Source organism: Amycolatopsis sp. 195334CR, assembly GCF_017309385.1.
Lineage (GTDB): Bacteria > Actinomycetota > Actinomycetes > Mycobacteriales > Pseudonocardiaceae > Amycolatopsis.
Genome location: NZ_JAFJMJ010000001.1, coordinates 3939352 through 3963221, shown reverse-complemented (window position 1 = coordinate 3963221; position 23870 = coordinate 3939352). Strand labels below are relative to the sequence as shown.

Below are 23870 nucleotides of genomic sequence, written 5' to 3'. Positions count from 1 at the left end.
TTCACACTGGGGGGATGGACGGCGGGAACTTGTTCGGCGAACTGGCCGGACTGGCCGCGGCGCTGGTGCCGGGAACGGCGCTCAGCCCGGCGGCGATCCTGCGCACGGCCGCGGAACGGGTGACCGGGCGGCGGCTCGCCGTGCGGGTCGACGGCCGTGACGTCGAATTCACCGTGACCGAACTGGACTACGAAGCGGACACGCTGCGGCTGGCCGCGGGCAGGCTCGGGGACGTCCGGCTGGTCGCCGATCGGGTGAACTGGGCGGAGGTCCCGCTGCGGCGGGTCACCGTGGTCGGGCGGGACGTGCGGATCCGGTCGCTGCCCGCGATCACCGCGACCCCGGCCTCGGTGGAGCTGGAGGTCAGGGTCGCGGCGGAGGTGGTCGCCGAGCGGATCGCGGAACTCCGCCCGGATCTGGTCGCGGAACTGGCCGACGGGTTCGGCCGCGTCCGCTGGGCGAAGGCACCGCGGCTCGGTCACCTCGACCTGGTGCCCACGCTGACCGGCGACGCGGTGGTCCTCGTCCCCCGCGAACTCCGCGTCGCCGGTCTGCGCCTGCCAACCCGCGTCGACCCGATCACGCTCGACCTGCCGGAATTCCCGGAAGGCCTGCGGTTGACCGGGATCGCGGTGCGGCCCGGCGAACTCGTGCTCGAACTCGCCGCCGCCCAGTGGCCGGAGCGGCTGGCGCGGGTGCCGTTGCTCGACCTGCTGGGCTGGGTGCTGCGGTCTACCGGCTGAGCCGCCGGTACGCCCGGATCGACAGCGGCAGGAACACCGCGAGCAGGACCAGCGGCCAGACCACCGCCATTTCCGCGGCGTGCCGGACCACCCACGAATCCCCGGTCACACCGGGATTCCCGAACAGGTCGCGGATCGCGGCCGAGGTGGCCGAGAGCGGGTTCCACTCGGCGATCGCGCCGAGCCAGCCCGGCATGGTGTCCGGTGAGACGAAGGCGCTGGACAGGAAACCCACCGGGAACTCCAGGGTGTGCACCCCGGTCATCGCCTCCGGCCCGCGCAACGTCAGTCCGATGTAGACACCCACCCAGATCAACGCGAAGCGCAGCAACAGGATCAGCCCGAAGGCGGTCACCGCCTCGGCCGGCGTGCCGTGCACCGACCAGCCGATGGCCAGCCCGGCCAGCACCATCACCACCAGGGTGACCGCCGCCAGCACCAGATCCGCCACCGCCCGGCCGACCAGCACCGAGGCCGAGGCCATCGGCATCGCCCGGAACCGGTCGGTGACCCCGCGTTCGACGTCGGCGAGCACCGCGGTGGCGGTCATGCCGACGCCGAAGAGCATGGTCATCACGAACATGCCGGGCATCAGGAACTCCCGGTAGTCCCCGCCGCCGGGGACCCGCATCGCGCCGCCGAACAGGAAGGCGAACATCAGCACGATCAGCACGTTGAACAGCAGGCCGAAGATGATCGGCCCGGGATTGCGCGCCCAGTGCGCGAACCCGCGCTGGGTCAGCGTCCAGCTGTCGGCGAGCAGCCAGCGAACCCCGTGGTCGGTCGTGGTCATACCGTTGCCTCCGTCCGGCCGGTGAGCTGCAGGAACACTTCGTCGAGCGTGGGCAGGCGCAGGGCGAGGTCGTCGAGGCGGACCCCGGCGTCGTCGAGCGCGCGCACCACACCGGGCAGCGCGGCGGCGTGCCCGGTGACGCGGACGCTGATCCGGCGCGTGTCGGGATCGACGTCCGGTTCGCCGCCGAGCAGGGTTTTCAGCGCCTCGGCGGCTTTGGCGAGGTCGGCCGCGTGGTGCGGGATGACGTCGATCCGGTCGCCGCCGATCCGCGACTTCAGTTCGCCCGGGCTGCCCTCGGCGATGACGCGGCCGTGGTCGATCACCGCGATGCGGTCGGCGAGCTGGTCGGCCTCGTCGAGGTACTGGGTGGTGAGCAGGACCGTGGTGCCGTCGGCGACCAGCTCGCGCACGGCCTCCCAGACCTCGTTGCGCCCGCGCGGGTCCAGCCCGACGGTGGGTTCGTCGAGGAACAGCACGGCCGGCGCGAGGATCATGCTCGCCGCCAGGTCCAGCCGTCGCCGCATGCCGCCGGAGTAGGACTTGACCGGCTTGGTCCCGGTGTCGGCGAGGCCGAACCGGGTGAGCAGCTCGGCGGCCCGCCGTTGCGCGGCGCGCCGGTCCAGGTGGTGCAGGCGCGCGAACATGACCAGGTTCTGGTGACCGCTGAGCACCTCGTCGACCGCCGCGTGCTGACCGACCAGCCCGATGGTGCGGCGCACGCGGTGTGGCTCGGTCGCCACGTCGAACCCGCCGACGCGCGCCTGTCCCCCGTCGAGGCGGACGAGGGTGGCGAGGATGCGCACCGAGGTGGTCTTGCCCGCCCCGTTCGGGCCCAGCAGACCGCAGACCGAACCGCGGGGTACGCGCAGGTCGAAGCCGTCCAGGGCGCGCTTGTCGCCGTAGTGCTTGCGCAGGCCGTCGGCTTGGACGGCGAACTCGTCAGAACTCATCGGACTCCCTTCCGTGCACTGTACCGTACAGCATACGGTTCGATTGGCAAAAGGGCGGCGAGGCACGGCCCACTGGCTTGACCACTTCAGGCGTAGTAGTCTCCGGCTCATGCGGCGCAACCAGGCCAGGCGAGCTGCCCTCGTCGACGCGACCATCGAGGTGCTGGCGCGCGAGGGCGCTCGCGGGCTGACCTTCCGCGCGGTCGACGCGGCAGCCGGCGTCCCGGTCGGCACCGCGTCCAACTACTTCGCCAACCGCGACGACCTGCTCACCCAGGCGGGCCAGCGCATCCACCTCAGACTCGGCCCCGGCGCCGACGAGATCGACGAGATCATGCGCGCGCCGCGTGATCGCGCGCTGGTGACCCGCCTGATGCACGACATCGTCCGGCGGCTCTCCGACGGCCGGGTCAACTACCTCGCGCTCCTCGAACTCCGCCTCGAAGCGACCCGCCGCCCCGAACTGCAGGCCACGCTGACCGAGACGCTCAAGGCGAACCTGGCCGAGAACATCGGCTTCCACCTGGACGCCGGGCTGCCCGGCGACCGCGACACGGTGCTCCTGCTCTACCTGGCGATGACCGGCCTGGTGGTGGAACACCTGACGCTGCCGGAGGTGCTCGCCCCCTTTCCGCTGGACGCGCTGATCGAGACGCTGGTCGACCGCGTCACCCCGGCAACAACCGGACGCGTGGTGGCCAAGGCGGCCCCCGACCCGGAATAGTGTGCCCATGGAGACGATCGGCGAGGGACCGGTCGCGGTGGTGTACGCCGACGGCGGCAGCGCGCTGAAGACCTTCCCGGCGCCGCTGGACCGGCAGACCCGCGCGGACCTGGACGGCGAGCTGGCCACCCTCCGCACCCTCCGGGACGCCCGGCCGATCCTGGTGCCCGACGGCGTCGAGGTGCTGCCCGACGGCAGGCCCGCGCTGCGGATGGAGCGGTGCGCGCAGTCGCTGGCCCAGCTCGTCGAGCGCAACGGCCCGCTGTCGGCCGAGGACACCGTCACCATCGGGCTGACGCTGTCGGCCGCGCTCGCCACCGCGCACCAGGCCGGGATCGTCCACGGCGGCGTGCACCCCGGCAACCTGCTCTTCCGCGAGACGGGTGAACCGCTGGTCACCGACTTCGGCGTGGTGCTGCGGGCCGCCTTCCCGCGGCCCGTGCTGCCCGGACTGGAGTTCACCGCACCGGAAACCGTGCGCGACGGCACCGCCGACGAAGCCGCCGACCTGTACGGCCTCGGCGCGGTGCTGCGGTTCGCGCTGACCGGTGCGGCGCCGTTCCGCTTCCAGGCCGGTGAACAGGACGGCGAGCGCGTGCTCAAGGTGCTGCACCAGGACCCGGAACCGGTGGACGACGAGCAACTCGGTGCGTTGATCGGGCGCCTGCTGGCCAAGGATCCCGCCGGCCGCCCGGACAACGCGGCCGCGGTCACCGAGGAACTGTCGTGGCTGCGCGAACCGGAACTGCCGCGCACGCCGATCAAGGTGATCGGGCCGACCCCGGTGAAACGGGCGGCGCCCGCGGACCGGCAGGGCAAGCTCGGCCTGATCCTCGGCATCGCCGCGGCCCTCGCCCTGCTCGCCGCGGCGCCGATCTTGTTGCTGTCCCAGCGTTCGGGCTCCACACCACCCGCGGAGGCGGGCTCGGCCCCGATCGCGCCGCTGGTGCCCACGCCGTCCAAGCCGCCGCAGCTGATGCTCGAAGAGCCGGTCGATCTCGGTGACAAGGTGAAGCTGACCTGGTCGAGTCCGGAGGTGCTGGACTTCGCGGTGGTCGTCGCACCGGCTGACCAGCCCAACAAGACGATCTACGCCGAGCGCAAGCACTCCTTCGAGGTGCCGGTGTCGCCCGGCGTCCCCTACTGCTTCGCCATCCAGGGCACGAACGGCGCGCAGACGGTGGAAACCCCGCCGCGGCCGATCCGCGGCGCGACCTGCAAGCCCTAGGACCGCAGGCCGCGCGGGTCGAGCGCGGCACGCACCCGGTCCCGCAGCGGGCGCCGTGACAGTCCTTTCCGGACTTCGGCTTCCGCCCGCCAGGCCCAGTCGGCCAGCTCCGGGCTGGTCCGCGCGCCGGACCACAGCGCGGCGTCCACCGCACCGGCCAGCACCCGCACTCCCTCCACAGTGGACGGGTCGGCCACCTTCGCGGTGGCGTCGGCGAGTTCGCGCACGGTCATCCCGCTGGTCACCGGGACCCGGTGCGCCCGAAGGCGGTCACGCACCTCGGCCCAGGCACCGGCGACCGCGCCGTTCCCGGCCGCACGACGCCGACGACGCCGCCGGATCCGTTTGAGCAACGGCACTCCGCCGAGCCAGCCGAGCGGCACCACCAGCACCGGGGCCAGCAACAGGGCGAGCGGCAGCCCGCCGTCCTCGGTCGCCTCCGGTTCCGTGGGCGCGGAGGTGTCCTCGTCGGCCTCCGGACCGTCGAGCGCTTCGGGGTCGGGCAGGCGATCGCGGGCCTGCGCGGTGACCTCGCCCAGCCCGCCACCGCCCCGGCTCTTCGCCGCGGTACCGGTCGGGTCGAGCGCCACCCAGCCGACCCCGGCGACCGCCACCTCCGGCCACGCCAGCACGTCGGCGTTGCGCACCTGGAACGCGCCGTCCGGGCCGGGCAGCGCGGGCGACTGGAAGCCGACCACCAGCCGCGCCGGAATGCCCTCGATCCGCGCGAGCGCGACGTAGGCGGCGGCGAACTGCTCGCTGGTGCCCTCCTTGCTCTCCAGCAGGAAGTGCCGCAGCTGCGGCCAGGAATGCCCGGTCGGCCGGTCCGCACCGGTGACCGCGCGGTAGTTGTCGCTGAGGAAGCGCTCCAGCAGCAACGCCGACTGGAACGACGGGCGCTGCCCGCCGGTGGCCTGGTTCGCCAGTTCGCTGATGCCGGGCGGGATCGCGCCGACGCCGCCGAGACCGCCTGGCGCGTGGGGGTCGATCATCGTGTCGACCGGGAGATTGCCGCTGACCTGCGCCTCCCACCAGCTCAGCTGGTAGCCGGTCGGCGCGCCGGTGCCGAGCAGCGTGCCGCGCCCCTCCCCGACGAACGGCTCCGCGCCGGTCACCGACGCCGGCCACGCCTGACTGGGCAGCCACGGCCCGCTCAACCCACCGGTGCTGACCGTCGCCTCGCGCTTGATCACCGGCGCGGTGAGGCCCGGACCCGGCGGGATCTCCACGCCGAGCCGCCGGAACTCCCCGCCGGGCTTCCAGTTCACCCCGTCGAAGGTGTCCAGCACCACCAGCGACCACCGGTCGACCGGGGCGTTCGCGGTGTACCGGAACAGCGGCACCTCCGGCGCGGCGAGCCGGGCCCCGATCTCCGCCAGCGGGCTGGCCACCCTGGCCGGCGGGATCGGCGCGGATTCGTTCTCCTTCAACGAATACGCGGGCCTGCCCGCCGGGTCGAACACCGCCGCCGCGGACGCGCCGCCGACCGCCACCACGACCAGCGCCGCGATGGCCGCGACCGCCGTCTTCGACCAGCGCGCCCCGGCCGCCAGCGCGATGGCCGCGGCCGCCGCGTACCCGAGCGCGCCCGGCACCGCCGATGAGCCCGGCGCCGCCGAATACAGCTGGCTCAGGCACAACACCGCCAAGCTCGGCAGCAGGGCGAGCAACGGTTTCCGGGTGCGGTGCAGCAGTTCGATGCCGAGCACCGCGGCGGCCAGCACGGCCAGCGGCACGAACAGGAACAGCTGCGCCTCGGGCCGCGTCGGCCAGGTGGACTGCAGCGCGAGCCGCCAGGATTCGGTGAGCCCGGCCGACAACGCGCCGAAGGTCTCCCCGGTCGGCAGCCCGCCCGCGGTGGTCGGGAACAACGCCGATTCGATCAGCCCGAGCAGCCCGGCGAGTGCGACCAGCAGTGGCCGCCACGGTTCCAGCGACGGCTTCCTGGTGGCCAGTTCCGCCACCCCGAAGGTGACCAGGCTGACCACCACGATCGGCAGCACCAGCACGCCGAACCCGAACACCGGGGCGAAGAGCACCCCGGCCACCGCACCGGCGAGCAGCACACCCGCGGTTTCCACCCTGAGCTTCACTTGACCACCGTGTTCCACCGCTGGAGCAGCCCCGTCGCCGACGGTCCTTCGAGCAGGCGCGCGCCGGGCACCGCGGCCATCCGGCCACCGAGGGAGAACACGGTGAACACCGGGTAGAACGGCCGCAACCGCGCCAGTTCCGCCGGGTCGGACGGCCCGGTGGCGACCACCACCAGCGCACCCCCGCGCGACCGCGACCTGGTCAACGCCTTCGGTACCAACGAGATCTGCGCCGGTTCGGCCTGGGCGACGCACAGCTCGTCCAGCAGCCGCCGCGCTCCCTGCGGACCGTCCGAAGTGGACACGTCGAGCCCGGCCGGGGTGACCAGGCGGCAGCGGTGCCCGGACAACGCGGCGGCGTTCAGCATCGACGCGGCGACTTCGACGGCGTCCTCGAACCCGCGTTCGGCCCTGGTGTCCAGCACCAGGGTCAGCCGCGGCTGGTCCGGGTCGGCGAACTCGCGCACCATCAGGCTGCCGGTGCGCGCGGTGGCCTTCCAGTGCAGGTGGCGCACCTCGTCACCGGGCACGTACTCGCGCACGTCGCGGAGGTCGAGCGAGCCGTGCAGCGCGTCGTCGGCAGCCCGGCCTTCGTGGTGGTGGCGGGGCTGCCCGCCGGAGACCGCGCGCACCGGGTGGCGGCGCGGGTGCACCCACAACGTCACCGGATCCCCGCTGGCGAGCCGGTTCCTGGCCAGGCCGAGCGGATCCGACCGCTCCAGCACCAGCGGTCCGACCTCGAACTTGCCACGCTGCTCGGTCGGCAGTTCGTAGTGGTACACGGCTTCCGCACCGGGAGCCAGCGCCCGCACGCCGACCGCGCGCACCCCGGACCCGACGCGGTCGCCCGCGGTGAACCCCGCCTGCCGTCGCGTGCCTTCGTTGCGCACCAGCAGCCGCGCGAGCGCCGGGCGGCCGCGTTCGACGCGATCCGGGTAGACCGCCCGCGACACCGCGACCTTGGGGCTGCGCCCCACCAGCAGCACGGCGACCAGCACCGCGCCCGCGCAGATCCCGCCGAGCGCGCGCAGCATCGGGTGCCCGGCCCAGATCCCGGCGCCGAGCAGCACCACGGCGAGCACCAGCACGGCCACCCCGCGCCGGGTCAGGCGCACCAGGTCACCGTCCCGCGGCGTTGACCGACGGCACCGGGACGGCCGCCAGGATCTCGTCGAGGACGTCGTCGGCGCCGCGCTGGTTCAGCTCGGCGTCGGCGGTCAGCACGAGGCGATGCGCGAGCACCGGCTTCGCCACGTCCTTGATGTCGTCCGGGGTGACGTAGAGGCGGCCGGCGGTGGCGGCGTAGGCCTGCGCGGCGCGGACGAGCGAGATGCTGCCGCGCGGGCTCGCGCCGTAGCGGATCGCCGCGTGCGTCCGGGTCGCCGCCGCCAGCCTGGCCGCGTACGCGCACACCTCGCGGTCGATGTGCGACGCGCGCACCTCCGCGATGGCCTCCTTGAGCCGCCCGAGGTCCACCACGGCGGGCAGGTCCTCGGGGCTGATCCCCGCGCAGTCGCTCATGATCACCAGGATCTCGGCGTCGAGGTCCGGGTACCCGACGGACAACCGCATCAGGAACCGGTCGAGCTGGGCCTCGGGCAGCCGGTAGGTGCCCTCCATCTCGATCGGGTTCTGCGTGGCCACCACGAGGAACGGGTGGGGTACCTCGTGCCGCACCGAATCCACCGTCGCGGTGCGCTCGGCCATCACCTCGAGCAGCGCGGACTGGGTTTTCGGGGTACCGCGGTTGATCTCGTCGGCGAGCACCACGTTGGCGAAGATGCCCCCGCCGTGGAAGGCGAAGCGCTCCTCCTTCTGGTGGTACACCATCACGCCGGTGATGTCGCCGGGCAGCAGGTCCGGGGTGAACTGGATGCGGTTGAACGAACCGCCCACGCTGCGCGCGAGGCAGCGGGCGAGCGTGGTCTTGCCCAGGCCGGGCACGTCCTCGACGAGCAGGTGGCCTTCGGCGAGCAGCGCGGTGATCGCCAGGCGCACCACCTCGGGCTTGCCCCGGATCACCTGCTGCACGTTGGCCGCGAGCAGTTCGTAGACCTCGGCCGACTTCGGCTGGGTCACCCTTCCTCCCACACGATTCGATTCGATTCGACGCCGTCCGCGGTGACCCACACCGTGCGCCCCACCTGTCCGAAGTGGAACGCCTCGAAGGACTCCGTGCCGTCCGGATCGATTTCCATGGTCTTGCCCTCGTTGGTGTACGACGAGTTGGCGTGCGGGACGAACCTGACCCGGGTGCCCGGCTCGAACCCCTTGGCCACCACCCGGATCAACGCGCAGTCGGGCAGCGAGCACTCGTCGTTGTACGCCTCCGGGGTACCCCGCGAAATCGTGATCGACTTCGGTGCGGAGGGCGTCACCCCGGCGGAACTGGCGCTGGGACCACGTCCGGCGGAGTTCTGCGCGGTCACCGTGACCACGTAGGTGGTCCCGTTGGTCAGGCCGCTGAGCGAGGTCGAGCGGACGCCACCGCCGACGGTCTTCTCGCCGCTGCCGGAGCTGGAGGTCCAGGAGACGTGGTAGTTCGAGATCGCGCCGCCGTTCGGGGACGCGGCACCCCAGTTGACCGTGACCGCGGCGTTCCCGGCGGTGGCCTTGACCCCGGGCGGCGCGCCCGGCGGGCTGGCCGGTTTCGCCGGGGGCGGAGCCGGCTTTTCCGGCTGCGACGGGGGTTTCGGCTTCGCCGGCGGCGGGGTGCGCTGTTGCGGTGGTTGCTGCGGCTGGGCTTGGGGCGGTTGCTGCGGTTGCACCGGCACGGGCGGCGGCGTGGGCTGCCGCTCACGCGCCACGTCGACCGGGTTGACCGCGCCGTCGTTGTCCACCACCAGCACGTGCCCGCCGTCGTCGCTGTCGACGTAGACCCGGGAATCCTCGCCCCTGGACAGCCGCGGTTTGCTCGGCGGGACCGGGGTGGTCTTGCGCGGATTGCCGTCGCGGTCGTAGGTGAGCACGTTGTTCTTGGCGCGATCCAGCAGGACCACGGACTGCCCGGAGGACGCGACGTCGGCGTAGTCCCCGTCGGGCAGGTCGACGGTGACCGGGTTGGCCTTCGCGGGTGTGGTGTCGACCAGGTGCATGCGTTTGCCCGGCCCGTCGAGCACGGCGATCCGGCCGCCGACGTCGGTCGAGGCGAGGCGCGCGTTCGGCGGCGCGTCGACACCTAGTGCGGTGCCGGGGCCGAGGTTCTTGCCGTCGATCGCGTGCACGGTGTCGGTGGAGGTGTCCACGAACACCGGGCGATCGGCGACGACGGTCAGCCCGCCGGTGTGCCCGCTGGGTGCGTTCGTCGGGCATTCGAGCCGGTCGGCGTCGCGCGCCAGTTCGCAGATCGCGTTGCTTTCGGTGTGGTGCAACCAGATGTCACCACCGGTGGTGGCGACCGGCTCGCCCAGCTTGCCCCCGGCGGACACGGTCAGCGTGTCGTCACCGAGGCGGACGATCTGCCCGGCCTGCCGGTACACCAGGTACGGGCCACCCGCGACCTCCAGCGCCACCGGCCGCTCGTCGGCCGGCGGGGAGATCGTCTTCTCCACGGCCAGATCGGACTTGCCGAACTCGATGATCCGGTTGCCACCGACCACATATCCGCCGGTTTCGCCCTGGACCACCTGGCTGCCGGGATCGGCGCCGGGCAGTGCCAGCTGCGCGTCGACGTTGCGGCTGGCGCCGTCGATGTGGAACACGGTGCCGAGCAGATTGCTGAACACCCAGTGCCCGGACTGGAAGAAGTCGATGCCGCCGTCGGGCTTCGCCGCACCGGACACGGCGACCCCCACCGCGGTCGCGACCGCGACCACGGTGATCACCATCGGTGAACGACCACGCCACCGGCCCCGACCCCGCGCCATCACACAGCGAGAATAGGCCAACCGGTCCAGTAACGGTCCATTACCGGTACATTCAGCCGCGGAGGACCGGCAGCGCCAGTTCGAAGATCGCGCCGCCCTCCTCCGCGTTGTAGACGGTGAGCGTGCCGCCGTGCGACTGCGCCACCCAGCTCACGATCGCCAGCCCGAGCCCGGACGAACCACCACCGCTGCTGAACCGGTCGAAGGCGTCGTCCGTCAGCGACGCGTCGATCCCCGGTCCGTGGTCGGCCACGGTGACCCGGCCGCCCGCCACCGTGATGTGCACGATCGCCGGTTGGTCGGGTTGTTTCCCGTACCGCAGCGCGTTGTCCAGCAGGTTGCCGATGGCCCGTTGCAGCAGCGCGGGATCGGCGGAGACCTTGGTCGCCGCCGCGGTGACCGTGACGCGGGCGCCCTCGTGCGGGGTTTCCTCGACCAGGGCGGTGACCAACTGGTCGAGCCACACCGGCTGGATCGCCAGCTGCTCCACCCCGGCCGCGAGCCGCGCGCGGACCAGCAACCCGTCGATGATGCCGCCCATCCGCCCGGCCAGCCGGACCGTGCGCGGCAGCAGTTCGGCGCGCTGGTCGGGGTGCCGCAGCGCGGTCTCGGCCAGTGCCCGGAGCGCGGCGACCGGGGTCCGCAGGTCGTGCGCGGTCTCGGCGAGCAGCACCTCCTGCTGTTCGAGCGCGGCCGCGGCGGGTCGCAGCGCCCGGCCCGCCAGCGCGTGCCCGGCGAGCGCGACCGCGGCGACCAGCACCAGGCACCCGCCCGCCACGCTCAGCACCAGCTGCTGGTGGTCGGCGGCGACCTGCCGCGCGTCGCTCCAGGCGACCACGGCCCCGATGTTCTGGCCGGATTCGTTGCGCAACGCCTCGGTGCGCACCCGCGCGTCCCCGTCGTTCACGTACGTGTGCAGCACGCGGTTGGTCGTGACGGTCTGCGTCGCGAGCTGGTCGAGCACGGCGCGGTCCACCTCGACGCAGTTGCGCGCGCTGTAGTACGGCGAAAACGGCGTGGCCCCACCGGGGAGCACGGCGAACTGCGGGCACTGGTCGCTCAGCACGTCCTTGCCGATGTAGTCGGTGACGATGCCGTCGCCGTACTGGACCAGCCGGGCGGAGGTGGAGGTGACGCGGTTCAGCTCGCCGTCCAGCAGTTGCTCGCCGTACGCGCTGTCGGACTGCACGACCAGCCACGCGAGCAGGATCAACCCGGCCGCGTTCAGCGTGGTGAACAACAGGGTCAGCAGCACGCGCAGCCGGCGGAGACGCTCGGCGGAGACGCTCTTCACGAGTCCGCCAGCCGGTAACCGCGCCCGCGCACGGTGTGGATCAGGTCGGGTTCGCGCAGTTTGCGCCGCAACCGCCGGACCACCACGTCGACCACGTTGGACATCGGATCCGCCTCGGCGTCCCAGCAGTGCTCCAGCAGCTCGGCGCGGGGCACCGCCTGGTCCGGGCGGGCGGCCAGGTATTCGAGCACGGCGAACTCCTTGCCGCTGAGCGTGAGCAGCACCCCGCCACGGCGGACTTCGCGGCGCGCGCAGTCCACTTCGAGGTCGGCGTGCCGCAGGACCGACGGGCGCCCGGCACCCGCACGGCGGCACAGCGCCAGCACCCGCGCGGTCAGCTCCCCCGGCGCGAACGGCTTGACCAGGTAGTCGTCCCCGCCGTGGGCGAAGCCGTCGACGCGGTCGGCGAGGGAGTCGCGGGCGGTCAGGAACAACACCGGCACCGCCCAGCCGGTCAGCCGCCGCTGGTGCACGTGGGTGATCGCGTCGCCGTCGGGCAGCATCCGGTCGTACACCGCGCAGGCGAGCGGCGGCGGCACCTGCCCGGCGGCGGCCAGATCGCCCGCCACCACCACGTCGAGCCCGGCCGCGCGCAGCTCGGCCGCGACCGCGACCCGCAGATCCTCGTCGTCCTCGACGACCATCACCCGCGCCTGGCCTGTTGCTGTCATCGAATCCTCATGTGTGCTGCTGGAAGGTGGGCCGCAGATCATCGAACGAGGAGGTGCGGCGTGCTGTTCCGGGTGCTGGGGCCGCTCGAGGCACGAACACCGGCGGGGGCCGTGCTCGAGCTGGGGGCCAGGAAACCGACCACGGTGCTGGCCACCCTGCTGCTGAACCCTAACGGCTGGACCAGTGTGGCTCAGCTGATCGGCGCGACCTGGCATGAACAGGCCGTGCCCGCCTCGGCCGAGGCGAACCTCAAGACCTACATCTGGCAGTTGCGGCGGGTGCTGCCCGGCGACCGGATCGAGAGCAGGCCGGGCGGCTACCGGCTGCGCGTCGACCACGGCGAACTCGACACCGACCTGGTGACCGCGGCGGTCCCGGCGGCGAGGCAGGCGCTGGCCGACGGCAACGCGGACGAAGCCGCGCGCCGGTACACCGAGGCGCTGGTCCAGTGGCGCGGCCGCCCGTTCGACGGGCTGGCCACGGAGTTCGCCGAGCCGGTGCTCACCCGGCTGGAGGGACTCCGCCACGAACTGCGGCTCGGCCTCGCCGACGTGTGGCTCGCCGGTAACCGCTTCGCCGACGCCATCGCGTTGCTGCACGAACTGGTCGACGAGGACCCGCTGCGCGAGGGCGCGTGGGCTCGGCTGGTGCGTGCGCTGCACCGGGCGGGCAGGCGCGAGGAGGCCGTGTCCGCCTTCAGCCGGGCGCGAACCCTGCTGTCCGCGGAACTGGGGATCGAACCCGGCCCCGAACTGAACGCCGCGTTCACCGAGGCGCTGGAACCCGGTGGCCGTCGCCGGTGCGACGACCTGCCCCGCGACCTGCCAACGCTGACCGGACGCGAGTCCGAACTGGACGCGCTGCGGGCACAGCGGAGGCATGGCGGGCCGGTGCCGGTGCTGGTGGTCGACGGCATGCCCGGCGTCGGGAAGACCGCGCTGGCCGTGCGGTTCGCGCACGAGGTCGCCGCGGACTACCCCGACGCGCGGTTGTTCGTCGACCTGCGGGCGCACGCCCCGCTGTCGGCTTCGGACGCGCTGGCTCGGTTGCTGCGCGCGGTGGGGGTGCCGGATTCGGCGATCCCGGCCGATCTGGACGAGCGCGCGGCGCTGTGGCGCGGCGAACTGGCCGGGCGCCGGGTGCTGCTGGTGCTCGACGACGCGGCGGACGCGGCCCAGGTCACGCCGCTGCTGCCGGGCACCGCGGGCTGCCTGGTGCTGGTGACCACGCGGAACCGGGCGCTGGCCGTGGAAGACACCCGGGGGCTGACCCTCACGCCGCTGGACGCGTGGTCGGCGGCGGAGATGTTCCGCACCGGGGTCGGCGACTGGCGCACCGACGCGGAACCCGCGGCGGTGGCGGAACTCGTCGGGTTGTGCGGGGGCCTGCCCGCCGTGCTCCGCGCCGCCGCGGCCCGACTGCGCTCGCGTCCACTGTGGACTGTGGGCAGGCTGGCCGCGCGGCTCGCCGCCGACGGCCTGCCGGGCATGGCCGAGTTGCTCGAACCGAGCTACCGGCGGCTCGCCGAACCGGAGCGGCGCCTGTTCGCCGGACTGGGCCGGTACGCCGAGGTGGACGTGCAACTGGCCGCGAAGCTGGCCGGGCTGAGCCGCGCGGAGGCGATGCGGGCGCTGGAGGCGCTGGCCGACCGGCACCTGCTCGATCCCCGCGCCGGTGAGGTCTACGCCTGTCACCCGGCGGTCCGGTCGGTGGCCGCCACCGGGCTCCCGGCCAGGGTGGCGTGATGGGGGTCGCTGTCCTGACCCGGGGGAACCGGGAACTGACCGCTCTGCTGGCCACCGCGACGAGCGAGGTGCTGGTGCTGAGCACCGGGTCGCTGGCGCTGGCCAGGCCGCGTGAGATCGACCGGTACAACCTGCGGCGCGGGGTCGCCTACCGCGTGCTGTGCCCCGGTGAGTTCGCGCTGCCGCCCGGTGCGGAGATCCGCACCGCGCCCGAGGTGCCGACGGACGCGCTGGTGGTGGACCGCCGGTTCGCCGTGCTCCCGGCCGAGCGCAACGGGTTCGCCGTGTTCGAACTGCCCGGGGTGATCGGCACGACGGTCGAGCTGTTCGAACGGATCTGGGCGGTTTCAGCGCCCCGCGGGGAGGAACTGCCGTCCGAGCGGGAGCGCGAGCTGCTGGCGCTGTTGTCCAGCGGGATCACCGACGAGTCGGCGGCGCTGCGGCTGGGTGTCTCGGTGCGCACCGTCCGGCGGACCGCGGCGGACCTGATGCTGCGACTCGGCGCGCGGAGCCGGTTCCAGGCGGGAGCACGAGCGGCGGACCGGGGCTGGCTGCCCGCCGGCGTGGGGGAAGCCGCTCACCTAGTGGTTGCGGTCGGCAGTCCGTCGGGGTAATCGGTGGATCCGCCGATCGTGACCACTAGTATCGGTGGGTGCGTGTGCTGGTGGTCGAGGACGATGAAGATCTCCGGACGGCGGTGGCCGCCGCCTTGCGCGGCACCGGTTTCGCGGTCGACGCGGTGGCCGACCTCCCGGCCGCGGACGAGGCGCTGTACGTCAATTCCTACGACTGCGTGGTATTCGACCGGAAGCTGCCCGGCGGAGACTCGCTCGACTACGTCCGGGCGCGGCGGGGGTCGGGCTGGGCGGTCCCGGTTCTGTTCCTGACCGCGATGGACGCGGTGTCCGAACGGATCGCCGGCCTGCGCGACGGCGGGGACGACTACGTGGTCAAGCCGTTCGCCGTGCCGGAGCTGGTGGCGCGGGTGGGGAGCCTGTGCCGCCGGCTGGGGTCCGGTCCGCCGCCCGTGCTGCGGCGGGGTGATCTCGAACTGGACACCGGGCGGCACGAGGTGCGCCGCGGCGGGGTGCTGCTCACGTTGACCGGCAAGGAGTTCACCGTGCTGCGGCTGCTGCTGGCGGCGGACGGGCAGCCGGTGCCGCGGGCGGAGTTGATCAGGAGCGCGTGGGACGAGATGGCCGATCCGGCGTCGAACGTGCTGGACGTGCTGATCGGCCAGCTGCGCCGGAAGCTGCGGCAGCCCCCGCTGATCCACACCGTGCGGAACGTGGGTTACCGACTCGAAGAGTAGAACAGGTGTTCGATCTTCGTGTATGGTTGGCGGCATGTCCACCGAGCTCCAGGGGTCTCTTTTCGACACCGCGGCCGAGATCGGGTTGCGCCCGCTCAACGGCATCGAGCGCACCACGCTCGGCGACGGCGCGTGGATCGACGTGCTGCCCGGCTGGCTCACCGGGGCGAGCGAGCTGTTCGACCGCTTGGTGCACGAGGTGCCCTGGCACGGGGAGCAGCGGTGGATGTACGAGCGGATCGTCGACGTGCCGCGGTTGTTGTGCTTCTACGAGGAGTCGCAGCCGCTTCCGCACGCCGTACTCGCGTCGGCGCGGCAGGAGCTGAGCACGCACTACGCGGCGGAACTCGGCGAGCCGTTCCGGACGGCCGGGCTCTGCTACTACCGCGACGGGCGGGACAGCGTCGCGTGGCACGGGGACACGATCGGCCGCGGGAGCAGCGAGGACACAATGGTGGCGATCGTGTCCGTCGGGGCGCCACGAACCCTGGCCCTCCGCCCGCGCGGCGGCGGCGAGGTCGTGAAGCGGCCGTTGGGGCACGGGGACCTGATCGTGATGGGTGGTTCCTGTCAGCGCACTTGGGAACACGCCATCCCGAAAACGAGCAAGGCGGTGGGCCCGAGGATCAGCATCCAATTCCGCCCGAGAGGAGTCCGATAACCTCTCACAACTGAATCCGGGGCACGGCCTCCGCCGCGCGCCGCCGAGCGGCTCTACCGGGCACTCGGCGAAGCCAGCCTGCACGGCGCTCAGGCCGCACGCCGCAAGCCGCCCGCCGAGACCAACCCGCGCGGCGCGCCCAGCCCGCACGGCGCAGACCACCCGGCGCAACCAACCCGCGCAGCGCTCAGCCTGCACGGCGCTTCGCCGAAGCAGCCCGCGCGCCACCGCTCAGGGCGCGCCGCCCGCCGCTCGGCGAACCAGCCCGCGGAACGCCCGGTTCGCACGGCACTCGGCCCGCACGGCGCCCGCCATCTGGCGAAGTCAGCCCGCACGGCGCCCGGCCCGGGTGGTGCGCACCACCCGGCGCAACCAAGTCGCGCAGCGCCCAGGCCACGGAGCGCCCAGCCGGCGCGGTGCTGAGCCCGCGCGGCGGCACGCCGCCCCACACTGGCCGCGAAGTCGCGCCATCTCGCGATGCCAACCCTTCGCGCGAAGCCTGCCCATTGACCGGGGCGCCTCCCCGGTGGCAAATTAGAACACGTTCTACCCGACGGCGGAGGAGCGTGGTCGATGGCGGCGGGCACCTACCAGCTGACCCACCTGCGAGCACTCGAAGCCGAAGCGGTCCACATCCTCCGCGAGGTAGCGGCCACCTTCGAGCGCCCCGTGCTGCTCTTTTCCGGGGGCAAGGACTCCGTGGTCCTCCTCCACCTGGCCGCGCGTGCCTTCTGGCCCGCCCCACTCCCCTTCGGCGTGTTGCACGTGGACACCGGCCACAACTTCGCCGAGGTCCTCGAGTTCCGCGACCGCACGGTCGCCAAGCTCGGCGTCCGGCTGGCCGTAGCCCGCGTCCAGGACGACATCGACGCCGGCCGCGTCGCCGACGAGGCCAGTCGCAACCGCCTCCAGACCACCACGCTGCTCCGCGCGATCAGCGAGAACAGGTTCGACGCCGTCTTCGGCGGCGCCCGGCGCGACGAGGAAAAGGCCCGCGCCAAGGAACGCGTGTTCAGCTTCCGCGACGAGTTCGGCCAGTGGGACCCCCGCAACCAGCGCCCCGAACTCTGGAACCTCTACAACGGCAAGCACCGCCCCGGCGAGCACATCCGCGTCTTCCCCCTCTCCAACTGGACCGAACTCGACATCTGGCAGTACATCGCCGACGAGGAGATCGAACTCCCGCCGCTGTACTACGCGCACCGCCGCCAGGTCTTCCAACGCGACGGCATGCTGCTCGCCGTCGGCCCGCACCTCAGCCCGCGCGCCGACGAGCAACCCTACGAAGCCCTGGTCCGCTTCCGCACGGTCGGCGACGCGACCTGCACCGGATGCGTGGCCTCGACCGCCGCCACCCCCGAGGCGGTGGTCGCCGAAGTCGCCGCGAGCCGGGTCACCGAGCGCGGTGCCACCCGCGCCGACGACCGGATTTCCGAGGCGGGCATGGAAGACCGCAAGCGGGAGGGGTACTTCTGATGACCGAACTGCTGCGGATCGCCACCGCGGGCAGCGTGGACGACGGCAAGTCCACGCTCATCGGCAGGCTGCTCTACGACTCGAAAGCCCTGTTCACCGACCAGCTCGCCGCCGTCGAGCGCACCAGCCGCGAGCGCGGCGAGGACCAGCCGAACCTCGCGCTGCTCACCGACGGCCTCCGCGCCGAACGCGAGCAGGGCATCACCATCGACGTCGCGCACCGCTACTTCGCCACCCCCAGGCGCAAGTTCATCATCGCCGACACCCCCGGCCACATCCAGTACACGCGCAACATGGTCACCGGCGCCTCCACCGCGGACCTCGCGCTCATCCTCGTCGACGCGCGCAAGGGCATCGTCGAGCAGTCGCGCCGCCACGCGTTCCTGGCTTCACTGCTGGGAATTCCGCACCTCGTGCTGTGCGTGAACAAGATGGACCTGGTGGACTGGTCGCGGGACCGGTTCGACGAACTGCGCGCCGAGTTCGGCCGGTTCGCCGCCAAGCTGGACGTGCACGACCTGACCTTCGTCCCGATGTCCGCGCTCACCGGCGACAACGTGGTGCACCGCGGCGCCGCGATGCCTTGGTACGAAGGAACTTCGCTGCTGCACCACCTGGAAGAGGTGCACGTCGCCTCGGACCGGAACCTGATCGACGCGCGGCTCCCGGTGCAGTACGTGATCCGCCGCCAGCAGGAGGACGGCTACTTCCGCGGGTACGCGGGCACGATCGCGGGCGGCGTGTTCAAACCCGGCGACGAGGTGCTCGTGCTGCCGTCGCGCACCAAGACCACCATCTCGGCGATCACCGGCCCCGGCGGTGAACCGCTGGCCGAGGCGTTCCCGCCCCAGGCGGTCACCGTGCAACTCGACGGCGAGCTGGACGTCGGCCGCGGCGACCTGATCTGCCGCCCGCGCAACCAACCGCACGTCAGCCAGGAAATCGACGCGATGGTCTGCTGGCTGACCGATCGCACCGAGCTGACCCCCGGCACGAAGTACCTCATCAAGCACACCACGCGCAGCACCCGGACGCTGGTGCGCGCGGTCGACTACCGGCTGGACATCACCACCCTGCACCGCGACGAGCACGCGGATTCCTTGGAAATCAACGAAATCGGCCGGATCAGCCTGCGCACCCAGGAGCCGCTCTTCTTCGACGAGTACCGCCGCAACCGGGCCACCGGCGGGTTCATCCTGATCGACGAGCAGACCGGCGGCACGGTCGCGGCCGGTACCGTGCTCGCGCCGGGCGGCACCGCCGACGTGGTCTGGCAGGCGACCGCGGTGGCCAGGGAGGAACGCGGCACGCGCGGCGCCACGATCTGGCTGACCGGCCTGTCCGGCTCCGGCAAGTCGAGTGTGGCGGTGGAAATCGAACGGCTGCTCGTCGACGCCGGGCGCCCCGCGTACCTGCTCGACGGCGACAACCTGCGCACCGGCATCAACGCCGGGCTCGGCTTCGGCGCCGAGGACCGCGCGGAGAACGTGCGGCGGGCCGGCGAGGTGGCGAAGCTGTTCGCCGACGCCGGGGTGGTCGCCGTGGTGTCGTTGATCAGCCCGTACACCGCCGACCGGGCGAAGGTCCGGGCCGCGCACGAACTCGCCGGGTTGCCGTTCATCGAGGTCTTCGTCGACACGCCGCTGGAGATCTGCGAGGACCGCGACCCGAAGGGCATGTACGCCAAGGCGCGCGCCGGGCAGATCACCGGGTTCACCGGCATCGACGACCCGTACGAGGCCCCGGCCGAGCCGGAACTGGTGCTGCGCCCGGAGGACGGCGATCCGGTGGTGATGGCCGCTCTCGTTCTTTCGCACCTGCGGTAACCCCCTGCTCCCTTGCTATGTTCGACCGCAGGAGGTCGACGATGATCAAGGGGGAAGCCCTGCGCGCCCGGGTCGCCGCCATGCCGGGGGTGCACCGGCTGCGCCGTCCCCTCGGCGACGGGCGTTCGTTCGACCTGCACTACGTGCGCGCCGGGCCGCCGAGCGACTGCCCGCTGCTGGTCGTGCCGGGCGGACCGGGACTGGCGTCGGTCCTGCCGTACCACCACCTGCGCCGGGAGGCCGCCGCACGCGGGCTCGACGTGGTGATGGTCGAGCACCGGGGCGTCGGGCTGTCGCGCACCGACGACAACGGTGACGACCTGCCGTTCTCCGCGCTGACCGTGGAGCAGGTGGTCGAGGACCTGGCCGCCGTGCTCGACGACTGCGGGGTGCGGTGGGCGGTGGTGTACGGCTCGTCGTACGGCACGTACCTCGCGCAGGGGCTCGGCGTGCGGCACCCCGGCCGCGTCCGGTCGATGGTGCTCGATTCGCCGATGCTGTCCGCGGACGACGACCACGCGCAGCGCGCCGCGTTGCGCGAGCTGTACCTCGGCGGCCCGCTGACCGGCCTGATCGACGCCGGGATCGTGGCGGCCGAGGAGACCGGGCAGGTGCTCCAGGTGGTGCACGAGTTCGGCGGGAAACAGCAGGTCGAGCGGCTGCTGGCGCTGATGGCCAGCGGTCGCGGCGCCGGGGTGTGGCGGTGGCTGCACGGCCTCGGCGAGCTGGAGACCACCAAGGTGAACCGGTTCGTGATGGAGTTCGACCTGGTCGGCGCGATCGCCTTCGGTGAGCTCGGCTTCGCGCCGGAGCCCGACGGTGAACCGCTCGACGTGAACCTCTACTTCGCCGATCTGGCGCCGCGGTACCCGCCGTTCCGCGGGGAGCCGTTCGACCTGACCACCGCGCTGCGCCGGTTCCACTGGCCGGTGGCGGTGCTGTCCGGCGACAACGACATCCGCACCCCGCGCTCGATCGCCGCCCGCATCGCTTCGCTGGCACCGGACGGGGTGCTGGTGCCGCTGGCGGACACCGGGCACAGCGCGCTCGACACGCACCGGCGGGCCGCGCTGACCGCGGCCAGGATCGTCGCCGACGGCGGGCACCGGCGGCTGCCGCGACTGGCGCCGCGGCTCGCCGCGCTGCCGCGCCGGGGTCCGGGCAAGGTGCTCGGCAGGCTGCTCACCGCCCGGCTCGTCCTCGGCAGGCTCATCTCAGTGTGACCGGGCCTTGCGCCACTCCGGGCTGTCGACGTAGTGGTTGTCGAAGCGCTCCTGCGAGGCGCCGATCTCCTTCGGCTCGGTCTCGCCGCGGTGCACGCGGTCGAGCAGGCGGTAGTAGTCGAAACGGCCCATGGCCGGCGCGAAGACGAAGAGCACGTCGGCCTCCTTGCCTTCGACCGCGCCGAACGCGTGCGGGGTGCGCGGCGGCACCACCAGCAGGTCGCCCTTCTTGAGGATGACGACCTCTTCGCCGAGCAGGACCTCCAGCTCGCCGTCGAGCACGAAGAACAGCTCGGACGCCTTGGTGTGGAAGTGCGGCGGCGCACCGTCGGCGCCGGTGCGGAAGATCGTGCGGTTCGCGGTGAGCGCGCCGCCGGTGGTGCCGGTGTCGGCGAGCAGCTCGATCAGCGCCCCGGGGTCGCCGGTCAGGGTTTCGGCTTCGGTGGCGCGGACCAGGTGGTGGTTCATCGTTGCTCCTTCTTCGGTGATGACTCCAGTGTTGTGGCGCTGAGCAGGCGGAACAACGACGATCGGCGCAACGCTCGATAACCTCAGTATTATCGATCCGTGGAGTTGCGCGAGATCGAGATCTTCCTGGTGCTGGCCGAGGAGCTGCACTTCGGCCACACCGCCGAGCGGCTGCGGGTGTCGCAGGCGCGGGTGAGCCAGTCGATCAGGAAGGCGGAGCGGCAGATCGGTGCCCCGCTGTTCGAGCGGACCAGCCGCCGGGTCGCGCTGACCCCGATCGGCGAGCGGCTGCGCAACGACCTGCGGCCGGCCTACCGCCGGATCGAGGAAGGGCTCGCGCGGGCGAAGGCCGCCGGTCGCGGCGTCACCGGCGAACTGTGCCTCGGTTTCGAGGCGCCCGGGGTCGCGGAACTAATTTCGTCCACTTTGGACATCTTCCGAAGCGAGAATCCCGGGTGCGTGGTACGAATCCGCGAAGCCGACTTCGCCAATCCCTTCGCCCTCCTGCGCGACGGCGAGGTGGACGCCCTGATCACCCTGCTCCCGGCCGACGAGCCGGACATCACCACCGGCCCGAGTGTCCACAGTGAACAAATGGTGCTGGCGGTGTCGTCCCGGCATCCCCTGGCCGCCAAGGAGTTCGTCACCCTGGAGGATCTGGCCCGCGACACCGTCCTGCGGGCCGCGCACCCACCGGCACCGTACTGGCAGGACGACCCGTGGCTCACCCCGGACGGCCACCCGGTGCACCGGGGCGAGCCGGTCCGCACCTTCCAGGAACTGCTCTCGGCCGTCGCCACCGGCACCGGCATCTGCCCACTGGCGGCCCACGCCGCGGACTACTTCGCCCGCCCCTCCCTACGCTTCATCCCGTTCCGGCACGCACCCCCGGTGCACTGGGGCCTGGTCTGGCTCACCTCCGGCGAAACCAGCCGAATCCGCGCGCTGGCCGCCGCCTGCGCGTAACCAGGCCGCGGTATCGACCTCCTTGGCGACCACCCGGATGCGCCGGTACTCGCGGGGATCGATCCGCCGGTACCCGTGCCGCACCACGCCGTCGTAGATCACCGGCGAAACGGTCAGCGCCACGGTCGTCTCCGGCAGGTCGCGCAGGAGCCGGTAAGCGTGTGCGTTGCCGACCAGGCGGCAAGCCAGGTTCAGATCGCTGCCCGCCCATCCCGCGCGATCCCGGTGCACTTCACCGGCGTGCAGCACGACCCGCAGGCGGAGGCGGTTCTCCTGGCGCACACCCGCGTTCGCCACCTCCAACGCCGAGGTCAGCTCCGCCAGCCACGGATCGATCAGCGCGACCTTGCACACGGTGGCGGGCACGAGCACGATCAGCCCGTCGCCCCGGTCCTCCACCGACAACCGCGACCAGCGCACCCCCGAAGCGCGGAACGCCGATCGCACCGCACCCCGCAGCACCGCCCGCGCACGCAGTTGCGCGCGGTTGTCCCAGCCACCGAACCCGGTCAGGTCCAGCACCATGATCGACCGGTGCCGCGGTCCGCCGCGGCCCGCCGACCGGCGGTACGGTGTGCCGGGGAACAGGCGAGCGGCACACGGTTTGATCCGGCGAGCAAGGGTGTTGGGCATGGCGGTTACTCCTTCACGCACCCGGCGTGCCCCGAGTCTGCGCCGCCCGGACGCCGAACCGGGCGCCGAACTCCGCCCGGTTCCGTCGAGTCTCACCCGTTCGGTCGAAGAAGGTCGGAAACCGCCGGGAACCGTCCGATTGATGTCGTGAACCGCCGGTGCACGAAACGAGGGGAATCACGTTGGCCGCAGAGCGCACCCGGGAACCGGAACAGCTCAAGCAGTACCTCGGTGCCTTGAAAGCGCTCATCCCGCCGGGGCTGTACGCCGCCGAACTGGAGACCTCACCACTGCTCGAACTCCCGGTGGTCACCGGCGCGACCGGGGCGTCCGCCTCACCGAACGCCAAAGCGCGCCGGTTCATCGAGATCTTCGAACGGGTGGTCACGGCCAGGTTGGTGAAGAACGACCGGGCCGCGATGGAAATGCTCTTCGCGCTCGACGACTGGGCCGGGGTGCCCGCCCGTGATCGGCGGGCGGCCGTGGCCAAGCTCCGTGACCAGCACTGGACCTGGGAGAGCAACTACCGCAAGGAACCGCTCGACCGGGATCTGATGATGGTGTTGCGCGCACTGGCCCGCGAACCCGCCGAAAGCGGTGGCACCACCGCGTCGCCCGCTCGGGTCGCCGACGCGCCGGAGGAGAACCCGGTTTTCGCACCGACCTGTTACGCCACCAAATTCGCCATGCCCGACGTGTACCGCTTCTGGAACGACCTGTGCTTTTCCGCGCGGAAGAGGTTCTACCTGGTCGGCGGCACGAACAAATCGTGGTTCAGCAAGAGCAGTGAGCAATCCACGGCGCTCGGCGAGGCGATGCGCCGGATACTGGCCGACGGTGGCCAGGTCAAAATAGTCTCGCGCGACGACCAGGTGGTCATCGCGCAGACCAAGCACTTCTTCGAACGGTTCGTCTTCGACCCGGCCACCGCGCACGGTGAACTGCCGGTGATCGCCCGGGCCATCGGCGAACAGCGACTGGTCTACGTTCCGATCGCGCATTCGAACTACGACGCGGTGGTCTCCGACGACCGGCTGGTTCTGCTCCCCATTCCGAACACGCCCAGCTTCCGGAACGAGGCAATGGTTCTGGGGTGGACCTTGGAAACCGGGTACCATCCGTTCATGAATTACCTCGCCGACATCGACCGGACCGTGTCGGAGGCGGAGTCCGTGCTGGTGGCGCCGCGATAGG

At 72.2% G+C, this 23870-nt stretch carries 22 protein-coding genes; 12 read left to right on the top strand and 10 right to left on the bottom strand.

Annotated elements, in window-relative coordinates; translation table 11 throughout:
* Positions 1–14 precede the first annotated feature (14 nt).
* Complete coding sequence (locus tag JYK18_RS19365; protein WP_206803366.1) at positions 15–743, top strand: LmeA family phospholipid-binding protein; 729 nt, start codon at positions 15–17, stop codon at positions 741–743.
* On the opposite strand, the gene JYK18_RS19360 is transcribed toward JYK18_RS19365, so the two are convergent.
* Both JYK18_RS19360 and JYK18_RS19355 read right to left on the bottom strand, forming a co-directional pair.
* Entirely contained in the window at positions 733–1536 is an 804-nt protein-coding gene (locus JYK18_RS19360; RefSeq protein ID WP_206803365.1) for an ABC transporter permease, read from the bottom strand. The two genes, JYK18_RS19365 and JYK18_RS19360, sit on opposite strands and share 11 nt — an antisense overlap.
* Positions 1533–2489 carry an ATP-binding cassette domain-containing protein gene (locus tag JYK18_RS19355; protein WP_206803364.1) on the bottom strand — a complete coding sequence of 319 codons (957 nt, stop codon included), beginning with the start codon at positions 2487–2489 and terminating at the stop codon, positions 1533–1535. The genes JYK18_RS19360 and JYK18_RS19355 overlap by 4 nt, the downstream gene beginning before the upstream one ends.
* Positions 2490–2598: 109 nt before the next feature.
* Between JYK18_RS19355 and JYK18_RS19350 the strand changes: the two genes are divergently transcribed.
* Positions 2599–3213, top strand: a complete 615-nt coding sequence (locus JYK18_RS19350) for a TetR/AcrR family transcriptional regulator (protein WP_206803363.1) — start codon at positions 2599–2601, stop codon at positions 3211–3213.
* 7 nt (positions 3214–3220) lie between these two features.
* Entirely contained in the window at positions 3221–4441 is a 1221-nt protein-coding gene (locus JYK18_RS19345; RefSeq protein ID WP_206803362.1) for a protein kinase, read from the top strand.
* On the opposite strand, the gene JYK18_RS19340 is transcribed toward JYK18_RS19345, so the two are convergent.
* The 6 genes from JYK18_RS19340 to JYK18_RS19315 all read right to left on the bottom strand — a co-directional run bounded on the left by JYK18_RS19340 (position 4438) and on the right by JYK18_RS19315 (position 12365).
* Complete coding sequence (locus tag JYK18_RS19340) at positions 4438–6534, bottom strand: transglutaminase domain-containing protein (protein ID WP_206803361.1); 2097 nt, start codon at positions 6532–6534, stop codon at positions 4438–4440. The genes JYK18_RS19345 and JYK18_RS19340 overlap by 4 nt on opposite strands.
* Positions 6531–7649, bottom strand: a complete 1119-nt coding sequence (locus JYK18_RS19335; RefSeq protein WP_206803360.1) for a DUF58 domain-containing protein — start codon at positions 7647–7649, stop codon at positions 6531–6533. Before JYK18_RS19335 ends, JYK18_RS19340 begins: the two co-directional genes overlap by 4 nt.
* A 4-nt stretch (positions 7650–7653) precedes the next feature.
* The gene (locus tag JYK18_RS19330) at positions 7654–8613 is read right to left on the bottom strand and encodes a MoxR family ATPase (protein ID WP_206803359.1); all 960 of its coding nucleotides are present in this window, start codon (positions 8611–8613) and stop codon (positions 7654–7656) included.
* A complete protein-coding gene (locus JYK18_RS19325; protein ID WP_206803358.1) occupies positions 8610–10361 on the bottom strand; it encodes a fibronectin type III domain-containing protein in 1752 nt (583 codons plus the stop codon). The genes JYK18_RS19330 and JYK18_RS19325 overlap by 4 nt, the downstream gene beginning before the upstream one ends.
* Positions 10362–10452: 91 nt before the next feature.
* Positions 10453–11694 carry a sensor histidine kinase KdpD gene (locus JYK18_RS19320; RefSeq protein WP_206803357.1) on the bottom strand — a complete coding sequence of 414 codons (1242 nt, stop codon included), beginning with the start codon at positions 11692–11694 and terminating at the stop codon, positions 10453–10455.
* Entirely contained in the window at positions 11691–12365 is a 675-nt protein-coding gene (locus JYK18_RS19315) for a response regulator transcription factor (protein ID WP_242579275.1), read from the bottom strand. The genes JYK18_RS19320 and JYK18_RS19315 overlap by 4 nt, the downstream gene beginning before the upstream one ends.
* Positions 12366–12425: 60 nt before the next feature.
* Here JYK18_RS19315 and JYK18_RS19310 point away from each other — a divergent pair, with 60 nt between their 5' ends.
* From JYK18_RS19310 to JYK18_RS19280, 7 genes are all read left to right on the top strand, one after another.
* Positions 12426–14111: a BTAD domain-containing putative transcriptional regulator gene (locus JYK18_RS19310; protein WP_206803356.1), complete on the top strand. Its 1686-nt coding sequence runs from the start codon at positions 12426–12428 to the stop codon at positions 14109–14111.
* Positions 14111–14725: a helix-turn-helix transcriptional regulator gene (locus tag JYK18_RS19305; RefSeq protein ID WP_206803355.1), complete on the top strand. Its 615-nt coding sequence runs from the start codon at positions 14111–14113 to the stop codon at positions 14723–14725. The genes JYK18_RS19310 and JYK18_RS19305 overlap by 1 nt, the downstream gene beginning before the upstream one ends.
* A gap of 38 nt (positions 14726–14763) precedes the next feature.
* Positions 14764–15423: a response regulator transcription factor gene (locus JYK18_RS19300; protein WP_206803354.1), complete on the top strand. Its 660-nt coding sequence runs from the start codon at positions 14764–14766 to the stop codon at positions 15421–15423.
* Between the two features lie 34 nt (positions 15424–15457).
* The gene (locus JYK18_RS19295) at positions 15458–16084 is read left to right on the top strand and encodes an alpha-ketoglutarate-dependent dioxygenase AlkB (RefSeq protein ID WP_206803353.1); all 627 of its coding nucleotides are present in this window, start codon (positions 15458–15460) and stop codon (positions 16082–16084) included.
* Positions 16085–16657: 573 nt separating this feature from the next.
* Positions 16658–17560 (top strand): sulfate adenylyltransferase subunit CysD, encoded by a 903-nt coding sequence (gene cysD, locus JYK18_RS19290; protein WP_206803352.1) that lies wholly within the window; start codon positions 16658–16660, stop codon positions 17558–17560.
* The gene (gene cysC / locus JYK18_RS19285) at positions 17560–19386 is read left to right on the top strand and encodes an adenylyl-sulfate kinase (RefSeq protein WP_206803351.1); all 1827 of its coding nucleotides are present in this window, start codon (positions 17560–17562) and stop codon (positions 19384–19386) included. The genes cysD and cysC overlap by 1 nt, the downstream gene beginning before the upstream one ends.
* A gap of 41 nt (positions 19387–19427) precedes the next feature.
* A complete protein-coding gene (locus JYK18_RS19280) occupies positions 19428–20609 on the top strand; it encodes an alpha/beta hydrolase (RefSeq protein WP_206803350.1) in 1182 nt (393 codons plus the stop codon).
* Here JYK18_RS19280 and JYK18_RS19275 read toward each other — a convergent pair.
* On the bottom strand, positions 20601–21077 hold the full coding sequence (locus tag JYK18_RS19275; RefSeq protein WP_206803349.1) for a cupin domain-containing protein: 477 nt from the start codon (positions 21075–21077) through the stop codon (positions 20601–20603). The two genes, JYK18_RS19280 and JYK18_RS19275, sit on opposite strands and share 9 nt — an antisense overlap.
* Before the next feature lie 99 nt (positions 21078–21176).
* On the opposite strand from JYK18_RS19275, the gene JYK18_RS19270 reads away from it, so the two are divergent.
* Positions 21177–22043 (top strand): LysR family transcriptional regulator, encoded by an 867-nt coding sequence (locus JYK18_RS19270; RefSeq protein ID WP_206803348.1) that lies wholly within the window; start codon positions 21177–21179, stop codon positions 22041–22043.
* Here JYK18_RS19270 and JYK18_RS19265 read toward each other — a convergent pair.
* Positions 21936–22676, bottom strand: coding sequence for a hypothetical protein (locus tag JYK18_RS19265; protein WP_206803347.1), 741 nt, complete (start codon positions 22674–22676; stop codon positions 21936–21938). The genes JYK18_RS19270 and JYK18_RS19265 overlap by 108 nt on opposite strands.
* 182 nt (positions 22677–22858) lie before the next feature.
* Here JYK18_RS19265 and JYK18_RS19260 point away from each other — a divergent pair, with 182 nt between their 5' ends.
* Positions 22859–23869, top strand: coding sequence for a hypothetical protein (locus JYK18_RS19260; RefSeq protein ID WP_206803346.1), 1011 nt, complete (start codon positions 22859–22861; stop codon positions 23867–23869).
* Position 23870 lies beyond the last annotated feature (1 nt).

Bases quoted from the DNA above. Each gene is read 5' to 3' on its own strand.
- JYK18_RS19275 (WP_206803349.1), bottom strand. From the start codon at position 21,077: ATGAACCACCACCTGGTCCGCGCCACCGAAGCCGAAACCCTGACCGGC.
- JYK18_RS19365 (WP_206803366.1), top strand. From the start codon at position 15: ATGGACGGCGGGAACTTGTTCGGCGAACTGGCCGGACTGGCCGCGGCG.
- JYK18_RS19315 (WP_242579275.1), bottom strand. From the start codon at position 12,365: ATGACAGCAACAGGCCAGGCGCGGGTGATGGTCGTCGAGGACGACGAG.
- JYK18_RS19360 (WP_206803365.1), bottom strand. From the start codon at position 1,536: ATGACCACGACCGACCACGGGGTTCGCTGGCTGCTCGCCGACAGCTGG.
- JYK18_RS19325 (WP_206803358.1), bottom strand. From the start codon at position 10,361: ATGGTGATCACCGTGGTCGCGGTCGCGACCGCGGTGGGGGTCGCCGTG.
- JYK18_RS19295 (WP_206803353.1), top strand. From the start codon at position 15,458: ATGTCCACCGAGCTCCAGGGGTCTCTTTTCGACACCGCGGCCGAGATC.
- JYK18_RS19265 (WP_206803347.1), bottom strand. From the start codon at position 22,676: ATGCCCAACACCCTTGCTCGCCGGATCAAACCGTGTGCCGCTCGCCTG.
- cysC (WP_206803351.1), top strand. From the start codon at position 17,560: ATGACCGAACTGCTGCGGATCGCCACCGCGGGCAGCGTGGACGACGGC.
- JYK18_RS19280 (WP_206803350.1), top strand. From the start codon at position 19,428: ATGATCAAGGGGGAAGCCCTGCGCGCCCGGGTCGCCGCCATGCCGGGG.
- cysD (WP_206803352.1), top strand. From the start codon at position 16,658: ATGGCGGCGGGCACCTACCAGCTGACCCACCTGCGAGCACTCGAAGCC.
- JYK18_RS19345 (WP_206803362.1), top strand. From the start codon at position 3,221: ATGGAGACGATCGGCGAGGGACCGGTCGCGGTGGTGTACGCCGACGGC.
- JYK18_RS19350 (WP_206803363.1), top strand. From the start codon at position 2,599: ATGCGGCGCAACCAGGCCAGGCGAGCTGCCCTCGTCGACGCGACCATC.
- JYK18_RS19305 (WP_206803355.1), top strand. From the start codon at position 14,111: ATGGGGGTCGCTGTCCTGACCCGGGGGAACCGGGAACTGACCGCTCTG.
- JYK18_RS19355 (WP_206803364.1), bottom strand. From the start codon at position 2,489: ATGAGTTCTGACGAGTTCGCCGTCCAAGCCGACGGCCTGCGCAAGCAC.